Origin of the sequence: Pseudomonas sp. P129 (genome assembly GCF_020312195.1) — a bacterium.
Classification (GTDB): Bacteria; Pseudomonadota; Gammaproteobacteria; order Pseudomonadales; family Pseudomonadaceae; genus Aquipseudomonas; species Aquipseudomonas fragariae.
Genome location: NZ_JAGPYS010000001.1, coordinates 246,929 through 265,957 on the forward strand (window position 1 = coordinate 246,929; position 19,029 = coordinate 265,957).

At 54.2% G+C, this 19,029-nt stretch carries 3 protein-coding genes; all 3 read left to right on the top strand.

Features of this window, described 5'->3' with window-relative positions:
• Window positions 1-101 precede the first annotated feature (101 nt).
• The 3 genes from asnB to KBY02_RS01260 are packed head-to-tail and all read left to right on the top strand — an operon-like array spanning window position 102 to window position 19,025.
• The gene (gene asnB / locus KBY02_RS01250; protein ID WP_225649714.1) at window positions 102-2,117 is read left to right on the top strand and encodes an asparagine synthase (glutamine-hydrolyzing); all 2,016 of its coding nucleotides are present in this window, start codon (window positions 102-104) and stop codon (window positions 2,115-2,117) included.
• A gap of 20 nt (window positions 2,118-2,137) precedes the next feature.
• Window positions 2,138-11,833, top strand: a complete 9,696-nt coding sequence (locus KBY02_RS01255; protein WP_080277902.1) for an SDR family NAD(P)-dependent oxidoreductase — start codon at window positions 2,138-2,140, stop codon at window positions 11,831-11,833.
• A gap of 10 nt (window positions 11,834-11,843) precedes the next feature.
• On the top strand, window positions 11,844-19,025 hold the full coding sequence (locus tag KBY02_RS01260) for a type I polyketide synthase (RefSeq protein WP_225649715.1): 7,182 nt from the start codon (window positions 11,844-11,846) through the stop codon (window positions 19,023-19,025).
• The last annotated feature ends 4 nt before the right edge of the window (window positions 19,026-19,029 follow it).

Consider the following 19,029-nt stretch of genomic DNA (forward strand, 5'->3'; position numbering starts at 1 on the left):
ATTCGGTGTTTGTGGCGCGTGCGCGTTGGCCTTGGCAAAAAAACTCCAAGCCGTGATTGGGACTTTCGACCTTCGCTAAGGCGGTAGGGCGCTACAGTTCTGTGTGGGGTGCCAACTTAAACTTTGGTGGGTTTATTTTTATGTGTGGGATAACTGGCTTCTTTGGTGTTAAAAATAAAAATCTCGATGAAACCACCGTCATAAAAAATATGCTTTCAATGATTGAACATCGAGGCCCCGACCAGGCAGGGTATTATGTCAATAATTCCATGGGTCTCGGCACCATGCGTTTAAGTATTATTGACCTTGCGGCAGGTATTCAACCCCTCAGCGATGGCACAGGTCAGTATTGGATTTCATACAACGGTGAACTGTATAACTACATCGAGCTAAGGCGTCGATTGCAGGTCTTGGGACACAATTTTTCCACTGAGTCCGACACCGAGGTGGTGTTGCGCAGCTGGATGGAGTGGGGTGATGAGGCCTTGGAAAAATTTAATGGCGCTTTCGCCTTCGCCATTTATGACACGGTTAAAGATGAAGTATTTATAGCGCGCGATCGCTTTGGTAAGCGCCCGCTGTTTTATACGCAAACCGACGGTGGTTATCTTTTTGCTTCAGAGATGAAGTGCTTTTTTGGCTTTCCAGGGTTTGAGTTCAAGTTTGACGAAATGTCCTTGTCCTCAATCCTCGCCCATTGGACACCCCTGCCATCGCAAACCCCGTTTCAGGGCATTCGTCAGCTGCCACCTGGGTCCATCATGACCTTGCGAGGGGCTCAGTGTGAGATCCGGCCCTACTACGCCCTGGATTTTCGCGCTGTGGATTTTGATGGCACTGAAAATGAAGCCAAGGAAGAAATCCGCAACACCCTCGAGCAGGCGGTCAAGCTCAGACTGCGCAGTGACGTGCCTATGGGGCTGTACCTCAGTGGTGGTGTTGACTCCTCCGTTTTGACCAGTATTGCGGCAAGGATCATCAAGCAAAAGCCGCTGCGCACGTTTTCTGTGGAGTTTGAAGATAAGAACCTGGATGAGTCGAGTGATCAACAACTCGTCTCTGCGTTGTTCTCGACCAAGCATGAACGGTTGATTATTAACCATAAAGACATTGTTGATAATTTATCGGCGACGGTTTTCCATGCTGAAATGCCGTTGTTTCGTACCGCGCCCGTGCCGATGTACATGTTGTCCAAGCATGTTCGCTCGACCGGTATCAAAGCGATTCTGAGCGGAGAGGGAGCGGATGAAGTATTTCTGGGCTACAACATCTTTAAAGAGACTCTGTTGCGCTCCCAGTGGGACACCACTGATCACGATGAGAAGAAACGCTTGCTGGCCAAGTTGTATCCTTACATGAAAAGCTTCAGTGAAGACAATGACTCGAACTTGATGGGTTTCTATAACGCTTATGCGAAAGAAAAAATCCCTGGGTTGTTCTCCCACGAAATACGTTTTCAAAATGGGCGCTTTGCCAGTCGGTTGCTGAAAACTAAGAATGATCCATTTGCTGGCATTCAGGCATGGGTGGCGAAAGACCCGGTGTACAGCGCGTTAAGCCCAACGCAAAAAGCCCAGTGGCTGGAGTTCAATACCTTGCTTTCCGGGTATCTCCTCAGTAGCCAGGGCGAGCGTATGGGCCTTGCTCATGGTATTGAAAACCGCTGTCCATTCCTCGACATCAATGTGCAGAAACTCGCCTCCTCCATCAATTTGCGTTTTGACGATGGCTTTACTGAAAAGTACATGCTGCGCATGGCCTACGATGGAATTCTGCCGGGTCGTATCATTCATAAAGCCAAAACACCGTATCGTGCGCCGGACAGCGGGCCGTTTGTCGAACACGCCCTCGATTATCTCAATCATCTTTGCGAGTCAAATGCGCTGGACGCCATCGAGCTGATTAATCCGGTGTTTGCAAAAGCACTGATCAAAAAAGTGGTCGAACGAACCCTTGCCGGCGGTGAAGACATAACAGTCAGAGACAACCAGGCGTTTGTCTATCTGATGTCCTTGATCGAGCTGGATAAATGGTTTGTCAAACGTCAGGGCGCGGCTTATATCAATCCTTGCCGGGTGGATAAGTTGTTGGTGCAAGCCGTAGACGCAAGGCACTAGAAACCTAAGGGACAACGTTTATGTCAAGCACAAAAACTGACCTAGATAGCACCCAGGTCGCTATTGTCGGGGTTGGCCTTCGCCTGCCTGAAGCAGACTCTATTGATGCCTTCTGGGGCAAGCTTAAAGCTGGAAAGTCCCTGATTAGTGAGGTGAATGAAAAGCGTTGGTCGAAGGCTGAGCTTTACGGTGATCCTAAAACCGGCGGCGATAAAACATCGAGTATTTGGGGCGGGTTCGTCGATGATATCGAGTGCTTCGATGCCAATTTCTTCGGGATTTCGCCCCGTGAAAGCAAGTTCATGGACCCCCAGCAACGTATTGCCATGGAAATGGCCTGGCATGCCTTTGAAGACGCAGGGATATGCCCATCCAGCGTGAAGGGGACGAACACCGGCGTTTTTATGGGGGTGTGTCACTGGGATTACGCTGAGCTGTTGGCGCTGAATCACACGCCGATTGATCCTTACTTTCCGACGGGAACGGCGTACTCGATTTTATCCAACCGGATCTCTTATTACTTTGACCTCAAAGGCCCCAGTATCAGCATTGATACCGCCTGTTCAAGCTCGCTGGTGTCGTTGGCGTTAGCGGTCAATGCCATCAAGTCCGGCGAGTGTGAGCTGGCCTTGGCCGGGGGGGTGAATTTAATCTGGAGTCCGCAGCATTTTATCGCCTTTACCAAAAATGGAATGCTCTCTAAAGATGGCAAGAGCTATACCTTCGATGACCGCGCCAATGGTTATGTACGCGGTGAGGGCGGCGGGCTTTTGCTGCTCAAAGCGTTGGACAAGGCCATTGAGGACGGGGACAACATCTACGCCGTGGTGCGAGGTATTGCCAACAACCATGGGGGTAAAACCGGCTCACTGACCGTGACCAACCCTCAGGCGCAAGCGGACCTGATCGCAGAGCTTTATCGACGCAGTCATATTGATGTTCGCGATGTTAGCTATATCGAAACCCATGGCACCGGCACGCCGTTGGGTGACCCTATCGAGATCCACGGGCTTAAGAAAGCCTTCGCTCAGGCGAGCCACGCTGTCGATGACCCGCAGTCCAGGAAAAACTACTGCGGTATTGGCTCGGTTAAAACAAATATTGGACACCTGGAAGGTGCAGCGGGTGTTGCCGGGATTATCAAGATTTTAGCCGCGTTAAAAAATAAAGAACTGCCCGGAAACCTGAACTTTAAAAGCATCAACCCCAAGATAGAACTGACAGATACGCCTTTTTATATTGTCGACAAGCATCAGCCTTGGGCGAGTCCTGCGGATGGCTCGACAGGGCGCATCGCCGGTATCAGTTCATTTGGATTTGGTGGCAGCAATGCCCATGCGGTGATCCAGGAGTTCATTCCTGAAACCGCGCAGTTGTCAGCCCGTGCAGTCGCTGATAACCATCCCGTGTTTGCGATCCCTGTGTCGGCCAAGTCAAGTGAGTCGTTGGTGGCGTATGCCCAGCGCCTGCTGGCGTTTCTGGAGGACAACCCTCCTAACCTGCCCGGCATTGCCCATGCATTACAGTGCCAGCGCGACGCGCTCACAGAACGCGTGTGCTTTGTGGTTGAGTCTATCGACGAACTGAAACTGGCGATTCGGAGCTTTATAGATACACGCGCTGCTGCCGAGCACACATTTGTAGGTAACTCTTACGATGCCGGAGAAGGCAAGAAACTTAGGAGTTACGCCGAAGAAAATCGAGCGTCACTGACTGAAAACTGGATGTCCAATCACGATATGCTCAGCCTGGCCCAGTACTGGGTTTTTGGGGTTGCCGTCGATTGGAATGACCTTTATCTCGACGCTGGCCTGATCCCCGCGAAAGTCCGCTTGCCGCTTTATTCATTTGAGCGCACGGCTTACTGGTTCCCCAAAAAGAACGCTGATGTGGCCAAGCCAAAACAGCCGGGTACAGTCGAATTTACGCTGTCGAGTAAAGCCTTCTTCCTGGAAGATCACACGGTTAATAACCAATCTATATTGCCGGGTGTGCACTATCTGGAAATGATTTTATCGACGATTCCCCGTGCCGATAAAATGATCAATGTCGACTTCTCAAACGTATTTTGGTTATCGCCATTTGCCATCGAACTGTCCGACGACGACGTCGATATCAGAAAGTCGATTTACCTCGACTTCGACAGTAAGCAGGCTGATGCAAACGCTGCCTCTGGGCAGCCAGGCAAAGGCTTTCGTTTTTATACCCATCCCAAAAATATCGAAGGGCAGGCTAAAGATAAAGTTCGTGTTCATGTGCAAGGCGAGTATCAGCCGGGTTCAACGGTAGCCGATCGTATTGACCTGCCGGACATGTCGCCATTCAAGAAAATTCACCGCGATCAATGCTATCAATACCTTCAGAGCACAGGTATTTACCATGGCCCGAGGCTGCAGGGTGTCGAGCAAATCCATGTCGGCGTGGATGAAGTCTGGGTAAAGGTTTCAATCGCTGGGAGTCAACAATCATTCTCTGCCCACCCGGCAATTCTCGACTCGGTATTGCAGGCCGGTATTGCGACGGCGTTGTCCAATAACGCCTCACGTTATCCCTATGTTCCTTTTTCACTCGACAGTTTATCGGTCTATCAGATTTGCCCCACGACCGTCTGGGCTCGTATCAGTGAGAAAAATCGATTTGCCGGCACTAAAGCCTCGTTGACCTTTGACCTGAATATTTTTACCGAACAAGGCGAACAGGTAGCGTCGGCGAAAAACTTTACGATGTGCTTATTGCGCAGTCCCGTGGGTGAGCAAATGACCAGCAAGAATAACAGTGGCTCGAATGAACCGAGTAGCCAGAATCTTTATTTTTCGAAACAGTGGGTTGTTGACAGTACAGACCATCAACAGCCGCCAATAAGCTCAACAGCGCCCGCAGATCGTGCTAATCACGTGCTTGCCCTTTATGTGGGCAGTACGATTCAGGATGATCGCTGGATCGCCAATTATCGTAATCAGGTGTCTGCGCAAACGTCCTGCACGTTCCAGTCGATGGCGCTGTCTTCCCCTGAGGCAGTGAGCAGCGCACCGACGATTGAAGCGTACTCCCACGTGTTTTCATACATTAAGAAACTCCTGGAAACCAAGCCTAAAACTATTCAACACCTTTTGGTCTGCGCCTCCTCGACACTGCCGGATGTGATCCGCTCCAGCCTGACTGCGCTGCTGCGGGTCGCGCACAATGAAAACCCACGGATCCAGGGCCGCTTTGTATCGATAGAAAACTCACCGCTGGTCGATTCCGGATCGATCATCGCCCGTGAGTTTCTCATCGCCGACGGAGCATTTAGCGTACGTCATGATGCGCAAGGCCTGCGTCGGATAGAACGGATTACAGCGCAACCCGTAAGGCCTGTTCAGGGAAAAATTCCGGTGCTTAATGAACAGCCGGTGTTCTGGATAACCGGCGGGCTGGGTGGTATTGGTCAACTGATTTCCAGGCAGCTCGCAGCGGATTTTCCGGGGTGCACGCTCTACTTGACCGGGCGCAAAACCGCCGCCGAGCAGCAGGCTGTTTTCTCTGCCTTGAAAAGTGAAATACAAGCACGGGGTGGCAAGGTCGATTATCAGCCACTCGATATTACCGATGTCGTTGAGGTCGAGAATTTTGTCGCTGCACTGAAGCATACTCATCACAGCGTTGATGTCATATTCCATGCCGCTGGCCACATTGCCGATAACTTCATCTTGCGTAAAGAGGTCAAGGATTCGCTGCCAGTGCTGTCGCCAAAGCTCGATGGGACGCTGGCTATTGATCAGGCGATCAAGCGTCTGCCATTAGGCAAGTTCGTGCTGTTCTCTTCGGTGGCAAGCACGTTTGGCAATGCTGGCCAAAGTGACTATGCCGCAGCCAACGCCTTTTTGGATGCCTTCGCGATTGATCGCAATCAACGGGTGCGCGAGGGGGAGGGGACCGGGCAGACGATCGCCATTAATTGGCCGCTTTGGCAAGAAGGTGGCATGAAAATGGACGCCGGCACCTTAGCATCGGTGCATGAAACAACCGGCATGGAGCCGCTTCCCACCCATGAAGCGATGCACGCGTTGCGTTATGCGCTGACCACCACCGATGATTTTCCGATCCTCGTCACGTACGGCAACCAGGAGAAAATCCACGCTTACATCGCAGGCCTTAACCAGCGCAGCGTTGTGCCTGAGGGGGGCAGTCAGGAGAGTCCTGATCCCTCGAAGAGCGGTGATGACGTCGATAATGAGGCCCTGTTTCAATATGCCCAGGACTATCTGAAGGGCAAGTTGGCTATCGTCATTGAACGCGACGCCAAGACGATCCGAGGCGATCAGAAAATCGAAGAGTACGGCTTTGACTCGATTATGGCGGTAGAAATGATCCGTCAACTCGAGGGGCAATTCGGTCAGTTATCAAAAACGCTGTTCTTCGAATACTTCACGATCAATGAAGTGGCCGATTATCTGATGGATGAATACAGCGATAAACTAAAGAGCCTGTACCTGGAGGGCAGAGCGCCTGTCGTCGAGGTCGCAGCTCATACAGACACGCCCTCTAAAGACAAACAGGTCGCTGAAGAGGCGGCTGCCGCACCGGCACCGTCGATCAACAAGCAAATTGAAGCAGTACCTGTCGCCAGTCAGGTCGCCGCCGATGACCGTGATCAGCATGATATTGCGATCATCGGTCTGTCCGGACGTTATCCTAAATCGAGAAACATGGATGAACTCTGGGAGTTGTTGAAAAGTGGCCAGCATGCGTTCGAGAAGATCCCGGCGGATCGCTGGAAGCACGACGCTATTTACTACAAAGAACGCGATGTGTGGGGTAAGTCGACGATCAAGACCGGTGGCTTCCTCGACGACATAGACAAGTTTGATCCGCGTTACTTTCAGATTTCTCAACTCGAAGCCGAGAAGATGTCACCGGAAGTCCGGCTGTTCCTCGAAGTGGGCGTCGAGGCCCTGGAAGATTCGGGCTATTCAAAAGAGTCGTTGCAACAGCTGTATAAAGGCGACGTGGGTGTTGTCGCGGGCACCATGAGCAACCACTACAACTTGTATGGTTTCCAAAACAACCTCACGCGGGGCGGTTCTGCCAGCGGCAGCTACACCGGCACGATCCCGAACATGCTGTCGTATTTTTATGGGTTCACCGGCCCGTCCTTGTTTGTCGACACCATGTGCTCGGCGACATCGACCTGCATTCATGTGGCTGTGCAAATGCTGCGGTCTGGTGAGTCGAAAATAGTCGTGGCGGGGGGCATGAACTTGCTCCTGCACCCTTACAACCTGATCTCCAGTTCCCAGGAACATTTCACCACCAAAACCTCAGATGTCATCAGAAGCTATGGGATTGGCGCCGATGGCACTATTTTGGGCGAAGGCGTGGGTGCCGTGGTCCTGAAAACCCTGGCAGATGCCAAGCGTGATGGCGACAACATCTGGGGCATTATCAAGGGAACGGCCCTGTCCAATGCTGGCGTACGCAATGGTTTCACCGTTCCGCAGCCGCATATGCAGGCTCTGGCGATAGAAAAAGCGATTGAAGATGCGCAAATTGACCCGCAAACCATTGGTTACTTCGAAGGCCATGGTTCGGGTACCGAACTGGGCGACCCGGTCGAAATAAAAGGCGCTACCCAGGCCTTCCGAAAATACACCGATAAGAAGCAGTTCTGTCCGATTGGCTCGATCAAGTCGAACCTTGCCCACCTTCTAGCGGCCGCTGGTATCGCCGGCATCTCGAAGATCTTACTGCAGTTCAAGCACCAGCAGATCGTGCCGTCGCTGGGTGCGGATACGCTCAACAGCAATATTCGTTTCGAAGACTCACCGTTTTATGTGCATAAAGAACTGCAGTCGTGGCCAGCTCCTCGTTCCGAAAGCAACCTGGTCTTACCGCGTCGAGCATCGATCACCTCCATCGGTGCTGGAGGGATGAACTCGCACATGATTTTGGAGGAGTATGTCGACCCTCGGACGACCAGCCGCAGCCCGCGCCAGACCCAGCAACAGCTGTTTGTATTTTCGGCGACCAATCGTGATTCGCTGGTCAGGAACCTGCAGGGTTTTTCAAGCTACCTGAAAGACCACCGTGATGTATCGCCCGTCTCGCTGGCCTACACCCTGCAAGTGGCCAAGAACCAGATGAAATGCCGCCTGGCATTCTGCGCAGACAGCGTCAATGAGGTCATTGGGTCGATTGATAGCTGGCTGAGTGGTCTTTCCAGCAACCGTTCCGTGCGCTTCGTGGACAGTGCGTCGGGTGCGACCAAGGAGTTCTCCAGGAGGGAACTGAGTCAGGCTATCGAGAGCGCTGAGCTTGAGACATTGGCCGAGTACTGGACCAATGGCTCGACCGTGGACTGGTTTGCCTTGCATGGCTTGAATGACCAAGCGGCCTTGGGTGCGATGATTAAAGTACGCATTCCGGCTTATCAGTTCGAGAAGAAACGCTGCTGGTTTGAGGTTCTGGAAGACGCCCCAAGCGTTATTGATCCTCTGGGCAACCGCAACAAATATCACCCGCTGGTCCGTGACAACACCTCCGACCTGAGCGGCATCCGTTACTCCGCTGATTTGATCGAGATTGAAATCCTCGACTACCTTTACCGGGTCAAGAAACAGCCGCAGTTAATCACGTTCAGCCTGCTCGATGCGGCGATTGCAGTGATGAAGCAGGCTGATCCGCAAAGCGGCTACACCTCTGTGCGTTGGGAGTTGCTGGCGCCTATCCCTGTTGTGCCTTCGCAGCTGTGTTATGCGGTGGCATTGAATGATCAAACGGGGCAATTTTCTGACGTTTACATCTCTTCCACAGCGGATGCGTCGACGCCGCATCAACTGTGTGCACGGGTCGAATTTGCCGTGCAAGCTGGCGATGGACGCAGGGTTCTCCAGCAGCCTTTTCCCGCGTTTGCGAATGCGACCGTTCGGGAAAGCCTTTCCGGTGCACAGGTCAGCAAAGCGCTGGAAGAGCACAAAATCGTTTTTGGCGATTACGTCAATGCTATCAGCGAGCTGCAGTTGATCGGTGAACAGCGCTATCGCGTGCACTTGAAAGATACTGATTATCGACACAATCACTTTGCCCGCAACACGACGTTTTTATCCGAACTCGGTTCGGCGTTGCAACAAGCCGTCCTCTACATCGCCTTGCGCCAAGGACTGGACCATTGGAGCAACTACGCGCTTTGCGCCTGCAATGTCCAGCTGGATTTAGCGTCTGTGTCGAAGGTCAGCAGCCTGCTGTTCTCCCTCGAATCGTCGGGGCAAGCGTTGCGCGGAACGATTGCGTTGGCTGATAAGAATGGCACTTTGTTGTCCCTCTTGGACGATGTGTATATCGCCAATAGCCAAGCCATTGAACCGCGTGCCGCCAAGACCATTGAGACGGCCAGCTTCCGCAGTCAACCCGTTTTCCGCCACGAGACTGCCGAGTCTCCACGACCAGTCGCCGCCGCTGGCACGGAGTCCGACGGTCTCGGCAAAGCCGTGTCTGCCATCGTCGCTAAGCTTTTGAAGTTTGATGAATCCGAAGTGGACGCAAGAACCAGCTTCTACGAGTTCGGCTTTGACTCCATCGGCTTAACCCAGTTGAGCAAAGAAATTAACGAGATGCTGGGCGCCAGAATCACCCCGGCCGTTTTCTTTGACTGCGAAAATATTGAGGCCTTGTGTTTTTACCTCAAGGATCAAGGCGTCAGCGGCACCAGTGAAGAGGCGCCACAGAACAGCGCCTCTGCAGTGAACCAGGCTGCAACGCCGGTTTCTCGCGTCGAGAAACCAGAGGCCGAGCGGAATCACCGTCTGCCGCACCCTCATGAATCCATCGCGGTCATTGGTATGGCCGGACGATTCCCGGGGGCCGCGTCGGTTGAAGCGTTGTGGTCGAACCTGCTCAATAACCAAGACAGCATTCAAGACTTCCCCTACCAGCGTTACAACCAGGACACCCAAGCGGCGTTCGCCGGTGTGGCTTGCGTCAAAAAGGGTGGCTACCTGGATAAGGTGGACGGGTTTGATGCGGCGTTTTTCAATATTTCGCGTGTTGAAGCGGAGTTCATGGACCCACAGCAACGCCAAGTCCTGGAGGTGGTCTGGCACGCCGTTGAAAACGCCGCTTATGACCCCAGCCAGTTGCCTTCGGACACCGGGGTATTTATCGGGGTCAGCAACAATGACTACCGGGCATTGCTGCAAAAAGACCAGGAGCTGGACGGTTACATCGCCACGGGCAACTCTCACGCCATGCTGGCGAACCGTGTGTCGTTCTTCCTGGACATCCACGGCCCGAGTGAGTCGATTGACACCGCGTGTTCCAGTTCACTGGTCGCTATCCATAATGCCTGTGAAAGCCTGCGTTCCGGCTCGGCGTCCTTTGCCATCGCCGGCGGGGTCAATCTGTTACTCGACATCCAGGGCTTCGCCGAGCCTGACCATGCAGGCATGTTGAGCCTGGATGGGCGTTGCAACACCTTCTCGCGCAATGCCAATGGTTATGTTCGAGGGGAGGGTGTGGGCGTGGTCATCCTGAAGCCGCTTTCGCTGGCACAGAAAGACGGCGACAACATCCTGGCCGTGATTGAAAGCAGCGCGCATCAGCATGGCGGCCGGGCCAAGTCGCTGACGGCGCCGAATGCCAAGAGCCAGGCTGAGCTGTTGCGTACAACCCTTAAAAAGATCGACTTGAGCCAACTGCAATATGTTGAGGCTCATGGTACTGGCACCGAGCTTGGCGATCCTGTAGAGGTCAATGCGCTGAAACAGGCGGTGACGGAAACGCATGGTTTGCCGATTTATCTCGGCGCGCTGAAAAGCAATATCGGGCATCTGGAGTCAGCCGCAGGCGTGGCCGGCCTGATCAAAGCGGTGAAAGTACTCAGCGAGCGGACGGTGCCCGCCAATCTTCACTGCTCACCGTTGAACCCCTATATCGAGCTGCATGACAGCCGCTTCGTGATCAACGAACGCCAGTCCAGCTTGAAGGCCAGTGATCAGGGGATTTTCGCGGCGGTCAGCAGTTTCGGATTTGGCGGCTCGATTGCCAGCGTCGTTCTGCGCCGTTATGAAAGCAATCGGACGACTGCTCGTGCGCACCGGGCGTTTTCCGGGCACGAGGTGGTTCTGGTGCTGTCGGCGAAAACTCGCCGTGGGCTGGTCTCGCAAGCGATCAATTTACGCCAGCACCTGTCCAGTCATCCCGAGCAGATTGAGGAGGTGGCTTACACCCTCCAGGTTGGGCGTGCCGAGCTGTCTTACCGTTTGTCGATTGTGGCCATGGATAGCGCGGATGGCCTGAGCAAACTCACGCGGTTTATTGAAAGTGAGGCCGCACTGTCCGATGCAGACTTCTCGACCGGGGCCAATGAGTTAAACCACGTGTCCATCTTTACCGGGCATATCAAGGGCTCGAAAACCGAGAAAATGTCCAACGAGGCACTGCCAAAACTGCTCACTTTGGACAATGCCAATATGGTGGCGGAGCGGTTTGTTAAAGGCGTTAAGTTTAACTGGAATTTGCTCTACGGAGGCGCACGGCCTAATCGGGTTGTGTTGCCTGGTTATCCTTTCGAACAGCAGCGGTATTGGCTGCCTAAAGACCAAGTGACCACCTGGTATGACGTCGATAATTTTTCAAATGAGCAATTTGTAGCGCACTCATTTTATGAAGATTTATTGGATAGAGTGCTTTTGGACGATCTGGATACCGAGACGGTCCTGCAGCTATTGAGAAAGGATTAAGGGTGTCGTCATGAATAACTCCAATGAGGTTGCTAACTTTCAGCGTTACATTATTGATCAACTCAAAGCGGGTCGTATTACTAAAGAGCAAGCGGTTCAGGCGCTGGCCAAAACCGACGCCACCGGGGGCAGTATGCGTGAAGAGCAGTCCGGGCCGCCGGGCAGTACGCGTTATGTGCCGGTGTGGCGCGATGCGCCGCTTGGGCGCGCGCTCGATGTGGCTCAGGCTCACGAACAGCATTGCGTGGTGGTCGTAACGGAGCACGGTCATGAGCGGTTGGTGGATACCTTGAAAGCCCGCCTGGATCAACGCCTGCTGGCCCGGATGACGGTAGTGTCGGCTCCCGAAGAGGCGGCCGCCAAAGGCACGCTTGCCGACCAGATGAGCGGTTTGGCCAGTGCGATGATCCTCGACGTTTTCCTCAGTTTGAAGGCGCAGGTCACGGCCATTTTGCAGCATGGTAAAGGCCGGAAAAGCTCGGCGGATACGCTGCTCCAGGTGTTTTTTCTGAGGCCCGATAGTTACGCTGAAGACAAAGTAGCGCACGAATCTGTGTATGTCGGAGTGGAAGCGGCTATTTCAGCCATGCTGAAAACCCTGAATAAGGAGCACCCGAGCATTACCACTCAACTGGTGGCGCTTGATGAAGCCTCCTTGGGTCAGTTAAGCCAAAATAGCCTGGCCGAGGAACAGCACAGTCACGCGGCGTATGTGCGCTACCTCAAGAATGTCCGTTATGTTCAGGTGTTTGAAACGCTCAGTGACCGTTCTGATGGTGCGTCGTTGCAAAGCTTTATAAAAACCGATGCGAGTTATCTGATTATAGGTGGCGTAGGCGGTATTGGTTTGCACTTGGCAGATTACATTTTGCGCCAGGGGCAGCAGGCCCGCGTCGTATTGACCGGGCGCCGCAGTGAAGCCGATCTGCAAAGTAATACGCCGTACCTGCAATTGGTAAACACCTACGGAAAGTCCCGGGTTTCCTATCTCACGGCGAACGCGGCGAGCTACTCGGACCTCAAGTCGCTGTTGATCAAGGTCGTCGCCTCCCATCACCTCGAAGGGATTTTCCACTGCGCCGGCACGTTGAATGACAGTTTTCTGGTCAACAAAACCGTCGAGCAGTTTGAAAATACCCTGGAAGCCAAAGTCAGTGGCAGCCTCCATCTGATTCAGGCTGCAAACGACGTCAGTCAACAGACTGAAACGGGCTTTGACTTCATTCTATTTTGCTCCTCTTGTGCAGGCCAGTTAGGTTTTGTCGGCCAGATCGACTATGCGGCCGGCAATGGATTCATTGATGGTTTCAGCGACGCTCGAAACAAGGTCGGGCGTAACGGCTTTGATCGCCTGTTGTCGGTGAACTGGCCGCTCTGGGAAAACGCCGGTATGGGTGTTGACCAGCAGGCGCTGAAAGAACTCCACGTCGAGTACGGTCTGTTGCCGTTGCCGGTCGATGTGGCCCTCAATCACGTGAATACGTTGTTACTGGCCGCCGATACCCACCATGTTCTGGTGACCTATGGCGATCCGGTGAAAATTGATAGCCAGTACGTTAACGCTAAACCACAGCGGAACCTGCAAACCCCGGCGCTCAGTCAGCAAACGGCTCAAGCAGCCAGCGGGAAGGGCGCAGTGACATCGGTTGAGACTGCCTATGATCCATTGGTCGCTCACCTCAAACAGTTGATCTCCAGCGTCCTGAAGCTGGAGACAAGCAAACTCGACACCTTCGAGCCGTTGCAAAGCTACGGCCTCGACTCGTTTTCCATCATGCGGATCAATCAGGCGTTGAGTGAGCATTTCTCTCGACTGTCGAAAACGCTGCTGTACGAAGTGGAATCCATTCATGACCTGGCCACCACACTGAGCCAGTTGCAACCCGACGCGGTGCAGGCGTGGCTCGGCGCGGTTGCCCCGGCAGCGAGCCAACAGGCTCCGCAAGCCTCTGCCCGTCAGGACGCTCAGCCGCGTCCGGCAGTGCCCCGCGCAGTGGATGCGCAGGCCGGTGATGCGGTCGCCATTATTGGTATTAACGCGCAGTTTCCGGGAGCGGCGAATATCGAAGCGTTCTGGGAGCTGTTGCGCAACGGCGTGAACGCGGTGACCGAGATTCCTGAGTCGCGCTGGTCCCTGGAAGACTTCTATGCCACGGACAAAATCGAGGCCATCAGAGACGGTAAATCCTACTGCAAGCAAGGCGGGTTTCTTGAACAGGCTTATGATTTCGATGAGCAGTTTTTCAAGCTCTCACCACGAGAAATCCTCGCCATGGATCCGCAGGAGCGGCTGTTTATGCAGTCTTGCTGGCGTGCCCTGGAGGACTCTGGTTACACCAAAGATAAAATCAAGCAGCAGTATGACGGCGACGTTGGTGTCTACGTCGGCATTACCAAGACTGGCTTCAATCTCTACGGCCCGGCACTCTGGAATCAAGACGAACGCACGATTCCGACGACCTGGTTCAGTTCTGTCGCCAGCCGTATTTCTTATCTCTTCGACCTCAATGGGCCCAGCATGCCCATCGACACCATGTGTTCATCGTCGCTGGTGGCGATTCATGAGGCGGTCCATAGTCTCAAGGCTGGGCGTTGCCAGATGGCGATTGTCGGTGGCGTGAACCTGTATCTGCACCCCGCAAGCTATGTACAACTCTGTGCGTCCAGCATGCTGTCGCAAAAAGGTCAGTGCCACAGTTTTGGCGACCAGGCGGACGGCTTTGTACCGGGTGAAGGTGTCGCGACGCTTATTCTGAAGCCGCTTCGGCAGGCCCAGGCAGACGGCGACCGGATTTACGCAACAATCAAAGGCTCGGCGGTCAATCATGGTGGCGCCGCCAAAGGCTACACCGTGCCGAACCCCAAGGCGCAAACGGCGGTGATCGAGAAAGCCCTGAACAGCGCCAATATCACAGCGGGCGAACTCAGCTACATCGAGGCTCACGGCACCGGGACGGAACTCGGTGACCCCATCGAGTTGAACGCACTCAAAGCCTGTTTCTCAGGTAATGACCTGCCTGAGTCTTCCTGCGCGATTGGCTCGGTAAAAAGCAATATCGGCCACCTGGAAGCCGCCGCCGGTCTGGCCGGTGTGATCAAAGTGGTGCTGCAGATGCAGCACCGGGTCCTGGTACCCAGCCTGCACGCACAGACGATCAATCCTAACTTGGAGTTCGACCAGTCGCCGTTCTATTTGCAGCGGGAGCTGATCGAGTGGCCATCGCGCAACAACCGCAATCGTATCGCCGGTGTTTCGTCGTTCGGTGCGGCGGGGGTGAATGCCCACGTTATTCTGGAGGAGTACACAGCGCCGCAGGAACAGGTCGTTGGCGCACCTGTCGGGCAAGAACATGTCCAGGCGTTGGTTTTCCCTTTCTCTTCGAATACCGAACAAGGCCTGAAAAGAAACTGCCGTCGGTTCCTGGATTTCCTTCAGGCGCAAGCGCCTGAAGCCTCCACTGCAATGGATATTGCGACGTTTATTCGCGCCACGCTTCGGGGGCTGGATAACAATCTCTCGTTGAATCAGGTTGACGATTCAACCCCCTTGGTCGATGCCGGGCTCAAACCATTTGATTTCTATCGACTATTCGAGGCCGTCAACACCCGCTACGGGCTGAATCTGTCGATGCTCAATTGGCAAGGCAGCGTATCGATTGGGCGACTGGTGGCGGTTATTCAGGGCGGCGCTTCATCGTCGACCGTACCCGCGTTGCGTGACGTCGCGTTCACGCTGCAGACGTGTCGAAATGCCCATCAACATCGCGTCGCGATTTGTGCCAGGGATCTAGCCGGTTTTATCGAGCGTCTCCAGCGCTTCCTTGGCGAGGAAGACCCTCAGGTTAATGGTAGCGGCCTGTATGCCGGGGTGAAAACTCACCGGTTTGAAGAGCTTTCCAAGCAAAGAGCGCTGGCCCACGACCGCGTTCAGATTGCTTTTGCCCACCACGAGTCGGACGCCTTGGCGCAACTGTGGGTCAATGGCAGCTTTGAGCAGTGGGAAGGTTTGTACAGCGATGGGCTGCAACCGAAAAAATGCCGGATACCCGAGTATGCCTTTGCGGCCAACACCCATAGCTTCCTGGACAAAGTCGGTTCGAACGCAAGGGCCGTCAGACACCTGGATCAGCCATCAGAAGCAGGGAAGGTGAGCGCCGAAATCATCAGTCACGTGCCCGTTCGCCTTGAAGTGCCGGCCGTTGCCGGATTCATTCGAGAAAGACTGGCCAATGTACTCAAGATGGATGAGGCGTCGATCAACAATGAGGTGTCGTTTGTCGATTACGGTCTGGACTCCATTCTGGGCGTTGATTTAATCCATTCGCTTAATGAACAGTATCGTCTCGGTTTGAAAACCACGTGTATCTACGATTATCCGAATGTCGAGGATCTATCCCGCCATGCCCATGGGCTGATTACGCCTGTGACGATCGTCGACTCGTCGACTCAATTCGCTCGGCCAGCGCCTCAGCTACTCAGCGAGTCGCCTGCAACTGGCCAGGAACGCAACCAAAAGCCGATTGCAATTATCGGCATGAGTGGCCGTTTTGGCGGTGCCGATGATACCGAGGCGTTCTGGAACAATATCCGCGACGGCAAAGACAGCACCGAATCGGTGAGTCGTTGGGACCTGGCGGACTATCTCAATCAGGAAAAGTATCGCGACGGTGTTTGCCAGCGCGGTGGATTCCTCAATGAAATTGATAAGTTCGATGCGATCTTCTTCAACATTTCCGGGGTTGAAGCCACGTATATGGACCCACAACAACGCCTTTTCCTCGAAGAGGCGTGGCATGCCCTGGAGGACAGTGGCTATGCAGGCAGTCGCCTGACCCCTGAAGTGAAAGATCAGTTCGGCATTTACGTCGGCGGCTGGACTGGCGACTACAACGAAGTGTTCGAGGCCAGTGAGGCACCGGCGCAAGCGCTGTGGGGCAACATGGGCTCGATGATTGCGTCGCGGATTGCCTATTACCTGGATTTCAAAGGGCCGGCGCTGACCATCGACACTGCGTGTTCAAGTTCGTTGGTGGCGATCCATCAGGCTTGTAAAGACCTGCGACTGGGGATCACCAATACGGCGATTGCGGGCGGTGTATTTGTACAGACGACGCCGCGCTTGTACGTGCAGGCGACACAAGCCGGGATGTTGTCGCCCACCGGGACGTGCTCGCCATTTGATGAAAACGCCGATGGTTTTGTCCCCGGCGAAGCGGTCGGGGCGATTATTCTTAAACGTTTGGACGATGCCTTGGCCGATGGCGACAACATTCGCGCGGTCATCTACGGTGACGGCATCAACCAGGACGGCAGAACCAACGGCATCACGGCCCCAAGCGCCGTCTCGCAAGAGAAGTTGCTGAAACGGGTGTACAAGGATTTCGGTATTACCGCTAACGACATCTCCATGGTGGAGGCCCACGGCACCGGCACCAACCTGGGCGACCCGATTGAGTTCAACGCACTCTGTGCAGCCTTCACCACGGACTCCGCGCACAAGAATTACTGCGCCTTGGGCTCGGTCAAAGCCAACATTGGCCACACCCAATTTGCCGCCGGTATCTCGAGTGTGATCAAGTCGGTGCTGGCACTGGAACACAGCACCATTCCGCCGCTGATTCACCACACCAAAGGCAACTCGCGAATTGATTTGGCCGGTAGCCCGTTTTATGTCGCGAAATCTTCACAACCGTGGCAAGCCAGAAATGGCCGGAGGCTGGCAACGATCAGTGCCTTCGGTGCCAGTGGCACCAATGCACACGTGGTGCTCGGTGATTTACCCCAGCCGGTACGGCACACGGCGGAGAAGTTTGGGCCGCAGTTGATTCTGCTGTCGGCGAACTCTGACCCACAGTTGGTCAAACTCCTGCAGAAACTGCGTGAGCACCTCGAGTCTGACGCGACGGTGTCGCTGACCAACATCGCTTACACCTTGGCCTGCGGGCGCAGGCACTTCGGCAAGCGCGTGGCGATTCTTAGCCGCTCGGTTTCTGAACTGGCCAATGCACTGGGCTCCCTGCTGTCAGCAGCCAAGCCGAGCATGCAAATCTTTACGCCGAGCGACCTGGGGCAGGGCAATGCCCAGGCTTTGCTGAAACAAGCGCACGTCTATATTGAAAACGGCCAGGTCAACGACGCTTCGTTCCAGGGCAGCATTTGTAGCCTGCCGGCAAGTCCGTTCAATTCCATGTCGTTCTGGGCGTCTTCGAAGGATAAAGCGCCGGCGAAACAGGCCTCCGTTGCACGTCCGAGTCCTCCCGCATCAGCCCCACGAGCCACGGCGACAAGGTCAAAAGCCGCCAGCAAGTACTGTGAATTCACCCTGACGGTGGATGATTTCTTCATCGCGGATCATTTGGTTATGGGGCAGAAAGTCCTGCCCGGCGTGATGTATATCGAGCTGATGAAACGCAGTGTTTGCGCGGTGTATGGCGACAAGTTCAAGAATGCCTACCAAATAGCGCTGAACGATATTGCCTGGGTTCAGCCGATGGTCTTTACCGACGCCACGCCACGCTTACCGATTATTGTGGAAGTGACAGAGCGAGGCGACAACGCTGACCTGAAGGTGCTGAGCCGAGATAAAAAGCAGCTGTATGCCCAAGCCATCTGTGATTTGTCGTCAGGTCAACAGGTGCTGGCAGAAGATCAGTCGTTCAGTCACCTGAAAGCACAGGGGATCCGGTTCGATGAGATTGACCTGAGCGCGGCAGGGCTGGCCCAGTATCGAAAAGTACCGGCAGCGCAATGCTATGACTTGTTGCGTCGCCATGGCATTACCCACAAGACCCGTTTGCAAGGTATCAAGGCCCTCTACTTTTCGCCCTCGACGGTCATCGCTCAATTGCAACTGCCGTCGATCCTGGCGAATAAACAGTCGCCTTTTTCGGTTCATCCCTGCCTTGCAGACTCTGCACTTCAGGCCATCTCGATTCTCGCTGTAGCGCGGGAAAAAGCCAAACAAACCAGGGATCAGGGTGGGGTGCAAACCCGGGTTCCTTTTGCAATAGACCGCTTTCAACAGTATCGGGAAATTCCACTCAACGCCTGGTCGGTTGGGCATGTGCTGAATGATGGCAAGAAAGAAATCTGGACCATTGTTATCTACGACGCGCAATCCAATGTCTGTGCGGTGCTGGATGGTTATCGCCAACGGATACTGTCCGGTGTGCCGCGATTGTCTGAAGCTTAAACAG

What these genes read in the sequence shown, in the direction of transcription:
- KBY02_RS01255 (WP_080277902.1), top strand. Translation starts at nt 2,138, where the DNA reads ATGTCAAGCACAAAAACTGACCTAGATAGCACCCAGGTCGCTATTGTC.
- KBY02_RS01260 (WP_225649715.1), top strand. Translation starts at nt 11,844, where the DNA reads ATGAATAACTCCAATGAGGTTGCTAACTTTCAGCGTTACATTATTGAT.